The sequence below is a fragment of the Spiroplasma sp. SV19 genome, assembly GCF_030060925.1.
Classification (GTDB): Bacteria; Bacillota_I; Bacilli_A; order Mycoplasmatales; family Mycoplasmataceae; genus Spiroplasma.
Genome location: NZ_CP045455.1, coordinates 959,007 through 970,400 on the forward strand (window position 1 = coordinate 959,007; position 11,394 = coordinate 970,400).

Here is an 11,394-nt window from a genome sequence, read left to right on the forward strand (position 1 = left end):
CTATTTTCGAAATAATTTTAAAACTGCATTACTATATTGATTATCACTATTATGTACTATAATTGGTTTTTCAATAATAATACCCTCACCGCCTTGAAACCGTGCTTCAATTAAAACATTATTTGCCTCGCTTTCTTGAAACGGATGAATAAATTGCAACCGTTTAATATTAAAACCATATTTAGTTAATAAGGAAGTAATTTCAAATAATCTTGTTGTCCGATGAATCATTGCAAAATAGCCACGATTAGCAATTAATTTTTTTGCGGCAAAAATAATATCTTCTAGTGTTAAAGTTACTTCATGTCGGGCCGGAATTAATAGCTTGTTTTTTTCATTTAATTTTGATTCACCAATTTTAAAAAACGGTGGATTACATAAAATCAAATCATATTTAAAATTAGCATTTACCTTAATATATTCTTTAATATCATCATGCACAATTTTAATTTGAGTGGTTTTCTGGTTTAGCAACACATTTTCTTCTGCTAACTGTACTGCCTCTTGTTGTAATTCAATTCCAGTAATTGTTGCTGAAGTTAATGTTGATAAAATTAATGGAATCGCAGCATTATTAGTTCCAATATCAAGAATTTTTTTAGTTTTAGTATTTAAAGTTACAAACCGAGCCAATAAAACAGTATCTAATGAAAAATTAAACATATCTGTTCGTTGGTTAATTTTAATCCCTTCATAATCTAATAAATCATTTAAAACTTTCACTTTACACCTCGTTATATAAATCAATCATTCCCTTTTCTAACACTAACTCCTTATTTAAATTTTCTAACAATAAATTAGCAATCGTATAAGAAATTTCAATCAATCTGGTATTTTTATCATTTAGTTTTTTAATTAAAGATTGATCTGTAATTTCATATTTCGCTCATTCTTTTCTTTTTAAAATATTCGCAATTTCTAAAAAAAGTTGTGAAGATTCCAAATGATTATAACCGTTTAATTGACGAATATGAATAAAATTATTTTCTGGTGTACTGGCAAAATTTCTAAAAAAGGTTTGAATAAACTTAGTTTTAAAGTTATCAATATCTAATTCGTTAATTGTATTTTCTAAAATAACATTTAAACAACGTGATTTAATTGTATCAATTACTTTTGTTCTGTTTGTTGTTAATAAAAAAGCATACGTATTTTTACTTGGCTCTTCTAAAAATTTCAGTAAAGAATTAGCCGCTTCTAATGTTAATAAATCTGCACCATTGATAAGATACACTTTAATCCCTGTTTGTTCTAATGCAGAATAGCTAAAAGCTTGAATAATTTCTTGAATCGTTTCTTTTTTAATTGTTGTTTCAAAATCACCACCAATTTTTAAATCATAATAAGTTTTATTATTAATACGTTGACAAGTCTCACATTGACAATCAGAGTCTTTTTTTTCTTGACACAATAAAAATTTAATGATTTCAATTGCAAAAGTTTCTAATTTAATTTTATTATTACAAGAAATTAAAAGCTGATTTGATAAATTATTTTCTAAAACTAAATTTTTGAATAACGCAATTTTTTCTGCATCACTCGATGAAAATAAATTACTCATTTTCCTTATCCTTTATTCTTTGAATTATTTCATCAACATAATAATAAACCTGTTCTAAAACTTCGTTAACTAACTTACGAGCATCAACTACTTTAATTCGGTCAGAATGTTCACTAATTAAAACTTGATACCCTTCATATACTTTTTCATGAAATGATTTTTGCTCCAAGTCTAAGCGATTCATTTCATTTTCATTTCTAATTTTCATTCTTTCATTGGCTATTGATGGTTCAATATCAAAAAATAAAGTTAAATCTGGTTTTGTTGTTCCTAAAACAATTGATTGTACTTCATCTAATGTCCGAATGCCTAAACCACGAGCATAACCTTGATAAGCTGATGTTGAATCCATAAAACGATCACAAATAACAATTTTTCCTTCTTTTAACGCTGGTAAAATATCTTCCATAACATGTTGTTTTCGTGCCGCAATATATAATAAAGCTTCTGTTCAAGGATCCATTCCTAAATTATGTTTGCTTAAAATAACATTTCTAATTTGTTCAGCAATTTCATTACCTCCTGGTTCTCTTGTTAAAACAACCTGGTACCCTTTTGAACGTAGTTTCTCTTTTAGTAATTTTGAAATTGTTGTCTTTCCAGAACCATCAATTCCTTCCAATGTTATAAACAACATTATTACACCCTCTCTGTTCTTAAATATCTTTTCTACCTTCTAACGCTTGTTTCAAAGTTACTTCATCAACATAATCTAACGAACCTCCAATTGGAATTCCTCGTGCTAAACGTGATATTTTCACATTAAAAGGCTGTAAGACTGTTTTTAAGTATTGTGCTGTTACTTCACCTTCAAAAGTAGCACCAACAGCAATAATAACCTCTTTTATAATTTTATCATTCATTCGAGATTCTAAAACAGGAAAAGTTAATTTATCTGGTGTAATTCCATTTTTAACATTAATTTCGCCATTCAAAACATGATAAACACCATTAAAAACTTTTGTTGCTTCAATTTTTGTTGCATCAAAAAAATTACTGACAACACAAAGCTTTGTTTGATCACGTAAATCATTTTGACAAAATAAACAAATATTATTTTGCATTAATGTTGAACATCTTGGGCATTGATGAAAATTGTCTTTTATTTCCTTAAAAACATTCTCTAACGAATCAAATAATGCTGGCTTAATAATTAACTTATTAAAAATTCTTTCTGCCACTTTTTTACCAACACCTAAAGTAGTTTTTAGTTCCATAATTAATTCTTCATAAGTCATAATTAAGTCTCCTATAAATTAATCAATTATCTTAATATTATCAAAAATTTGTTTTCCTGTCTCTAGTCGATCTTTATGATCATCATAATTATCAATTTGTTTAACTAATAAATTCTGATAAAATTCTTCCACATCTGTTAAAGTTGCTTCTGGCAATTTATTTGCTTGTCGAATTTTAACATAATCATCACGAACATTATTTCATTCACTTTCACTTAAAGCAATGATAACAAAATCAAAATCAAATGCTTGAAATACTTTATTACGAAACTCTCAATCACACATTTCAAAACTAATTCAATTCGCTTCTGGTTTAGTATTTGTTACAATAATTACACCTTGTTCTGATCCGGCAGCATATTTAACATCATAAAAACTAATTAATTTATCTAATTGAACAACTTTCCCTTTTTCATTAATTAATTCCATAAACTTATTTTCAAACTTTTCTCGTTCTTCTTTATTAGCTTTAATTAAAATATTAAAAATTTGGTTAATTGAATAATTAATGTTACTAAGTTCATAAATATTAATTTTATTTTTCATATCATCACGATACTTATGTAAATCAGTAATACCTTCTAACTCTTTTGCCGGCGGTGTTTGTTCTAATTCAGTTGGAAAAGTACTTTCTTGTTCGCTACCTTTGTTATCATTAAACTCTGGAATAACATCTTTTGTACTTGCTTTGGGCATTGATGCTACTGGCTGTGAAAAGGGACTATTGTTTAATTCTTCATCATCAAATAATGAAAAATTCCGAAATAATGGCTGTGAACTTGGGATCTTTTTTTCTGATTGTTGCTCAATATTAACAACATTTTTTTCTTCAACTTGCTGAGACTTTGTAACTTCTTCAAAATTGTTTAAAGTATTATCAGAATTATTTTCCATTATTTCTATATTTTTAGTAATTATTTTTGAACTATCTGTCTTATTTCCCCCACTTTTTTTATCGTTGATGTCAACAGTAAGATCACTTAATTCTAAACCTTCTAAATTTTTAACGTTACCTTCGAACATTGCTAAAGCTTTTAATAAGATTAATTCAAAATACATTTCTTGTGTTCTATTGCTACGCATTTTAGTTGATGCTTCCGTAAATAAATCAAGTAGTGTTAATAACTCTTTTGATGTTAGTTTGTCAGCAAATATTTTTGCTTGACTTTCTGATAATAAATTTAAGAAAACAAGATTCCCTGTTTGTTTATATTCAAAAACTTCTTTCAACAGATCTAATAGATTTAATGTTAAAATTTCAAAATCAGAACCAGCCTCATAAATTTTTTTACTAGTTAATAAGACTTCTTCTGTTTTATATTCTAAAATATTTTTCAATAATTTTAACTTAACATTTTTTGAAACCGTTGCAAAAATAATATTAACACTTTCTAAAGTAATATTACGATCAGAAAACATGATTACTTGTTCTAGAATACTTAACGAATCACGAGCACTTCCATCCGCCAAAATTGCAATCTCTTTAATTGCAACTAAATCATAATTGATTCCTTCTTGTTGTAAGATTGCAATTATGTTATTTTCTAATTCAACTTTTGGGATTTTACGAAAATTATATTGTTGGCAACGTGAAATAATTGTGGCTGGAATTTTGTGACTCTCTGTTGTTGCTAAAATAAACACAACATGTTGCGGTGGTTCTTCTAATGTTTTTAACAAAGCATTAAAAGCCGAATTAGTTAACATATGAATTTCATCGATAATGTAAACTTTATATTTTGCCATTGTTGGTAATAGCTGGACATTATTTCGAATTTCTCTGATTTCATCAACACCATTATTTGAAGCTGCATCAATTTCAAAAACATCGACTGCGCCCCCACGATTAATTTCATTACAACTTGGACAAGTATTGCAAGGATTACCATTATCTAAATTAGTACAATTAATTGCTTTGGCAAATATTTTTGCAATCGAAGTTTTCCCTGTACCACGTGGACCAGAAAATAAATAAGCATGTGAAAAAGTATTATTAATAATTGCATTCTTCAAAGCTTTTCTAATTTCAACTTGACCAACAATTTTGTCAAAAGTATTTGGTCGATATTTACGATATAACGAAATATAATCCATTTCTTTACCCCCCATAATTTATTATTAACAATTTTATTTTACTCCTTTAATTGAAAATATTCTATCTTAATTGTTCAAAGAATTTTTTCATTAAATCTTGGAACATTATATTCTCATCATGTTTTCGAACATGGTGAACTTTCATTTTTGATAAGTCAAAAGTATGATTTGATTTCACAAAACCAAATTTTTCATTTGATAAATAGTAATTAATAACTTTAATTCCTGAATTAATTATTGCTCCCAAACACATCATACATGGTTCAACAGTGACTCAAATTGAACAATCACTAATTTTATTTGTTCTTTTTTTGCGACAAGCCTTATTTAAAGCATAAATCTCAGCATGTGTTGTAACTGAGTTCTTTGTTGTTTTGTTATAACCGATTGCAATAATTTTACCTGTTTGATCAACAACTAATGCAGAAATTGGAACATGTTTCTTCTTATATGCTCGTTGTGATAATTTATATAATTTATTAAAAATTAGTTCGCTTTTCTTCATAAACTCACCCTTATCATAAAAAATGTCATTACACATAGTCCTTAGTCTTATGGCTGCTACCTTCCGGTCCTGACCAGTTTCAAATGTAACTATTGTAATGACATAAATAATTATAACATATATTTTTTACTTAACTATGTTTTTATTAAAATAGTCAAATGTTTCACGTGAAACATTTATATAGTTGGAAGTGTTACCACCTTAAAATGTTTCACGTGAAACATTTTAAGAAATAACTGTTTGTCCCTGCAAATAACTTTGTATTTTATTAGGAATATTAATAGTTCCATCTTCATTTTGATAATTTTCTAAAATTGCTGCAATTAAGCGGTCAACTGCTAATCCAGAACCATTTAAAGTATGAACAAAATTTATTTCATTGTTCTCATCACGATAACGCATTTTCATTCTTCGTGCTTGAAAATCCAAACAATTTGAGCATGATGAAATTTCACGATACTTATTTTGCCCAGGCATTCATACTTCAATATCATATGTTTTTGCCGAAGAAAATCCCATGTCACCTGAACATAATAAAATTACACGGTATGGAATTTCTAATAATTGTAAAATGTTTTCTGCATCTAAAACCATTTTTTCTAATTCAGCAAACGAATTTTCTGCTTTAGTAAATTTAACCATTTCAACTTTTCTAAATTGATGCAAACGAATAATTCCTTTAGTATCACGTCCTGCTGAACCAGCTTCTTGACGAAAACATGGGGTATAAGCTGTATGATAAATAGGCAAATCTTTTCCTGTTAAAATTTCTTCACGATATAAATTAGTTAAAGGTACTTCCGCGGTTGGAATTAAATACAAATTATCTTTTTCAATATAATATGTATCTTCCTTAAACTTTGGTAAATTTCCTGTCCCATACATAATTTGTGGTTGCACTAAAACTGGTGGTTCAATTTCAACATACCCACGTTTTGTGTGCTCATCTAACATAAAATTCATTAAAGCTCGTTCTAATTTAGCTCCCATTCCCTTGTAAACAACAAAACGTGATCCTGATAATTTTGTTCCTCTTTCAAAATCAATAATATCTAATTTTGAAGCTACTTCTCAATGTTCTTTTACTTTTGGATTTGTCGTAGCTGTCCCTCATTTTCGAACCTCAAGATTATCATTTTCATCTTGGCCCGTTGGAACTGAATCATCCGGGATATTCGGTGTAACTTCTAAAATTGTTTTAATCTTTTCTTCAACTTGATTTAATTGTTCATCAATTACTTCCATTTCTTTTTTCATTGTAACAATTAATTCCTTAATTTTTACTGCCTCATGATCTTTTTTTTCCGCAACTAATGTTCCAACTTTTTTTGACTCAAGATTTCGCTGCTCTTTTAATTTCTCTGATTTAACAATTAGTTCTCGACGTTGCTCAGATAATTTTTTAACATCTTGTAAATATGAGAAATCATCTTGGCGTCGACTTAATTTTTTTATTACTTCATCAAGGTTTTCAACAACTTTTTTTTGATCTAACATTTTTGGGTTCTCCTTACTCACTATTATTTTTCTTTTTTAAAATTTCAATAACTTCTAATTTATCATCTTCATCTAATCGCATAATTTTAACACCTGATGTTGTTCGACCAAATAATGGAATTTGTTCTAGTGAAACACGAATAATATTTCCACTCGTTGTTCCTACCAAAAGATCCTCATCACCAACAACTGTTTGAACAAATTTTAAGTATCCTGTTTTATCTGTTAAGTTCATAGACTTAACACCTTTTGTATTTCTTCCTGTCAACCGATAGTTTTCAATTGGCGTTTTTTTTGCATAACCATTTTCTGTCACAGATAACACATATTTTGCGGATCGACCAGAACTTACCCCAATTGTCACCCCTGTTTCAGCATTAGAAATTCCTTTAACTCCAACAGATTGCCGGCTCATTGCCCTAATTTCTTCTTCATTAAAGCGAATTACTTTCCCAATGTTATTTCCGATAATAACATCATCAGTTCCTTTTGTAATAATAACACTTACTAATTCATCTTTTTCTTTTAATTCAATTGCAACTTTTCCTGTTTGACGAATTTGGTTAAATTCACTTAACTTTGTCTTCTTAATTAACCCTTTTTTTGTCACAAAGAATAAATTATCTTGATCAGAAATTGTTTCATCTAATGCCAAAATTGTTTGAATGTTTTCCGTTTTATCAATTGCAATTAAATTAATAATTGGTAATCCACGAGCATGTCGTGAGTAAGTTTCAATTTGATAAGCACGTAGTTTATAAACCTTCCCAAAATTTGAAAAAATTAATAAAGAATCAATACTATTAGCACTAACGATTTTCTTCAAACTATCTTCCATATTTGCTAAACCAGTGATCCCTTTCCCACCACGATTTTGTAATTTAAAAGTATCATCAGCAACACGTTTAACATATCCATCTTGAGTCAACATAATTAAAATATCCTCTCGACGAATTAATTCTTCAGGATCAATTTCTGTTAGTTCTTCTTTAATAATTTGACTACGACGCTCATCTCCATATTTCTTCTTAATTTCAATTAACTCATTAATCATAATTTCAATTTGTTTCTCACTATTATTAATAATTTCTTCTAACGCAATAATTGCAAGTTTAATTTCACTAATTTCATTATTAATTTTTTCAATTTCCAATCCCGTTAAGCGTTGTAAACGCATTTCTAAAATTGCCCGTGCTTGCTCAGTAACTAACTTAAATTTTTCCATTAAAGCTTCTAATGCAATTTGCGTTGTTTGTGATTTCTTAATAATCGCAATTACTTCATCAATGTGATCAAGCGCAATTTTTAGTCCTTCTAAAATAACTAAGCGATTCTGATTTTTTCGTAATTCAAACTGACTACGCTTAACAATAATATCAATTTGGTGTTCAATAAAATATTTTAAAATTTGTTTTAAACCCATTACTTTTGGTTGATTTTTATACAAAGCTAAAATATTTAACGAAAAATTAGTTTGTAATGGCGTTAATTTATATAATTTATTTAAAATAACATTTTCTTGAGCATCACGTTTTAATTCTAAAACAACACGGACCCCTTCCATATTTGATTCATCACGAAGATCTGAAATTCCATTAATAATCTTATCACGCACTAATTCAGCAATTCGTTCTAACAATTTTGCTTTATTAACTTGGTATGGAATTTCAGAAACAATAATACGACGCTTATTGTTATTTTCTTCAATATCAATTTTTGAACGAATTGTAATTGTCCCATTTCCTGTTTCATATGCTTTGATTAAACTATTTCCAGCCGTAATTAAAGCCCCTGTTGGAAAATCTGGTCCTTTAATAATTTTCATTAATTCAACAGTTGTAATCTCAGCATTTTTTGTTAATGCAATAACACCATCAATTATTTCATTTAAATTATGCGGTGGAATATTAGTTGCCATTCCAACAGCAATTCCACTTGCCCCATTAACTAGTAAATTGGGGAAATAACCTGGTAAAAAAGTTGGCTCTTGTTCACTACCATCATAATTATCAATAAAAATAGTTGTTTCTTTTTCAATATCCTTAATTAATTCACCAGCAATCTTACTCATTCTTGCTTCAGTATACCGCATTGCCGCTGGTGCATCACCGTCCATTGATCCAAAATTACCATGCCCATCAATTAAGGGATAACGATAAGAAAAATCTTGAGCCATTCGCACCATTGCTTCATATACCGCAGTATCACCATGGGGATGATATTTCCCAATTACTTCCCCAACAATTCGGGCTGACTTTTTATGTTGTTTATCATATGTCATATTTAAGTCTCACATTGCATAGATAATTCGCCGATGCACTGGTTTTAAGCCATCACGAACATCAGGAATTGCTCGCGAAACAATAACTGACATTGCATAATCTAAAAAGCCACTTTTCATTTCATCAGCAATATCAATATCACGAATTTTGCCATCATAATCATATGTATCATTATCTGGATTCAATTTTCTCATCTCCTCTTATATATCTAAATTCTTAACATATTTTGCATTTTCACGAATAAATTTTTTACGTGGCTCAACATTTTCTCCCATTAATTCATTACAAATTAAATTTGCTTCAAATGCATTATTAACAGAAACTTTTAATAATAATCTTCGTTCTGGATCCATTGTTGTTTCTCATAATTGTTCGGGATTCATTTCCCCTAATCCTTTGTAGCGTTGAATAACATAATTTTTAATATTTTTCGCTGATAATTCTTCTTTATAAGTTTCTAACTCATTATCACTATAAGCATAACGGATATTATTACCATTTTGAACTTTATATAATGGTGGTTGTGCAATATAAACATTTCCGTTTTCAATTAAATCTTTCATATAACGATAAAAGAATGTTAATAATAAAATTCGAATATGTGCCCCATCAACATCTGCATCAGTCATAATAATTACTTTTTGATAACGTAGTTTTTTTTCATTAAAATTATCTTTAATTCCTGCCCCTAATGCGGTAATAATCGAATTAATTTCATTATTTTCAAAGACTTTTAATTGCTTTGCTTTTTCAACATTTAATATTTTTCCTCTTAACGGTAAAATTGCTTGAAATCTTCGATTTCGACCAGACTTTGCGCTTCCTCCCGCAGAATCTCCTTCAACAATATAAAGTTCAGCAATATTAGAATCTTTTGTTTCACAATCAGCTAATTTTCCTGGTAAAGAAAAACTATCCATTACTGTTTTCCGACGAGTTGTTTCTTTTGCTCGTTGTGCCGCAATTCTTGCTTTTAACGACAAATTTATCTTTTCGATAATATTTTTTGCATCCTCTGGATTTTCTAATAAATAGCTATTTAATCCTTTTCCCACAATATTTGAAACAATTTTTTTAACTTCACTATTCCCTAATTTTGTTTTTGTTTGTCCTTCATATTGTGGATCAGGATGACGAATTGAAATAATTGTTGTCATTCCTTCTTTTACATCATCTCAAGTAAATTTATCTTCATTCCCTTTATTATTTTTATTAATATTTTTAAAATAATGATTCAATTCTCGGACAATTGCTAATTTAGTTCCCTCTTCATGTGTTCCCCCCTCATGGGTATTAATGTTATTACAAAAAGAGAAAATATTTTCGGAATAATTATCATTATATTGTAACCCAAATTCAACAACAATATTTTCCTCAATACCTTCCACATAAAAGACATCATTTAATGGTGTCCCAATTGTTTTATTTAATTCCAAAACATAATCTTTAATTCCATTGTTAAATTTATAGACAACTGATTTTTCTTCATCCTCTTCACGCAAATCAATTAATGATATTTCTAATCCCTTGTTTAAAAAAGCTAATTGCTTAATTCGATTTTGAATTGTTGAAAAACTAAAAATAGTTGTTTCTTTAAAAATTTTTTCATCTGGTAAAAAAGTAACTGTTGTTCCAGTTTCATTGGTTAAACCAATTTCTTTAATTGGTGTTAAAATTTGACCACCATTATGGAATTCCATTAAGTATTGCTTATTATTTTTTTTGACTTCAACTTTTAAATATTTACTTAAAGCATTAACAACACTAGCCCCTACTCCATGTAAACCTCCAGAAATTTTATAAGTGTTTGAATCAAATTTCCCTCCGGCATGTAAAACAGTAAAAACAGTTTCCAAGGTTGAAACTTTTGTTTTGGGATGAATTTCAATTGGAATTCCTCGTCCATTATCAGTAATTGTAATTGATTCATCTTTATTAATTGTAATTGTAATCTTATCAGCAAAATTTGCTAACACTTCATCTATCGAATTATCAACAATTTCTCAAACTAAATGATGTAAACCCCTTACATTAGTTGCTCCTATATACATTCCAGGACGTTTACGAACTGCTTCTAAACCTTCTAAAACCTGAATCGAACCTGAATTATAATTATCACTCATATAATGTTCTCCATTTCTGCTTAACTTTATTTTACCATTATTACCTAATTTTAGGGTTAAATTATCAAATATATTTCAAAATATATTAAAAAAT

At 28.5% G+C, this 11,394-nt stretch carries 9 protein-coding genes and 1 other RNA gene; all 10 read right to left on the bottom strand.

Going from position 1 to position 11,394, the window contains the following annotated elements; translation table 4 throughout:
• The 10 genes from E7Y35_RS04655 to gyrB all read right to left on the bottom strand — a co-directional run bounded on the left by E7Y35_RS04655 (nt 1) and on the right by gyrB (nt 11,300).
• Nucleotides 1–723, bottom strand: a complete 723-nt coding sequence (locus E7Y35_RS04655) for a tRNA1(Val) (adenine(37)-N6)-methyltransferase (RefSeq protein WP_283271829.1) — start codon at nt 721–723, stop codon at nt 1–3.
• A 1-nt stretch (nt 724) separates the two neighbouring features.
• The gene (locus E7Y35_RS04660; RefSeq protein WP_283271830.1) at nt 725–1,561 is read right to left on the bottom strand and encodes a DNA polymerase III delta subunit-related protein; all 837 of its coding nucleotides are present in this window, start codon (nt 1,559–1,561) and stop codon (nt 725–727) included.
• Nucleotides 1,554–2,198 (bottom strand): dTMP kinase, encoded by a 645-nt coding sequence (gene tmk, locus E7Y35_RS04665; RefSeq protein WP_283271831.1) that lies wholly within the window; start codon nt 2,196–2,198, stop codon nt 1,554–1,556. The genes E7Y35_RS04660 and tmk overlap by 8 nt, the downstream gene beginning before the upstream one ends.
• A gap of 19 nt (nt 2,199–2,217) precedes the next feature.
• Nucleotides 2,218–2,799 carry a recombination mediator RecR gene (gene recR / locus E7Y35_RS04670; RefSeq protein ID WP_283271832.1) on the bottom strand — a complete coding sequence of 194 codons (582 nt, stop codon included), beginning with the start codon at nt 2,797–2,799 and terminating at the stop codon, nt 2,218–2,220.
• A gap of 18 nt (nt 2,800–2,817) precedes the next feature.
• A complete protein-coding gene (dnaX, locus tag E7Y35_RS04675; RefSeq protein WP_283271833.1) occupies nt 2,818–4,893 on the bottom strand; it encodes a DNA polymerase III subunit gamma/tau in 2,076 nt (691 codons plus the stop codon).
• A gap of 61 nt (nt 4,894–4,954) precedes the next feature.
• On the bottom strand, nt 4,955–5,398 hold the full coding sequence (locus E7Y35_RS04680) for a deaminase (RefSeq protein WP_283271834.1): 444 nt from the start codon (nt 5,396–5,398) through the stop codon (nt 4,955–4,957).
• A 16-nt stretch (nt 5,399–5,414) separates the two neighbouring features.
• Nucleotides 5,415–5,505, bottom strand: an RNA gene (ffs, locus tag E7Y35_RS04685) — signal recognition particle sRNA small type.
• A 118-nt stretch (nt 5,506–5,623) separates the two neighbouring features.
• Entirely contained in the window at nt 5,624–6,895 is a 1,272-nt protein-coding gene (serS, locus tag E7Y35_RS04690; RefSeq protein ID WP_283271835.1) for a serine--tRNA ligase, read from the bottom strand.
• A gap of 13 nt (nt 6,896–6,908) precedes the next feature.
• A complete protein-coding gene (gyrA, locus tag E7Y35_RS04695; RefSeq protein ID WP_502957521.1) occupies nt 6,909–9,296 on the bottom strand; it encodes a DNA gyrase subunit A in 2,388 nt (795 codons plus the stop codon).
• A gap of 81 nt (nt 9,297–9,377) precedes the next feature.
• On the bottom strand, nt 9,378–11,300 hold the full coding sequence (gyrB, locus tag E7Y35_RS04700) for a DNA topoisomerase (ATP-hydrolyzing) subunit B (protein WP_283271837.1): 1,923 nt from the start codon (nt 11,298–11,300) through the stop codon (nt 9,378–9,380).
• Nucleotides 11,301–11,394 lie beyond the last annotated feature (94 nt).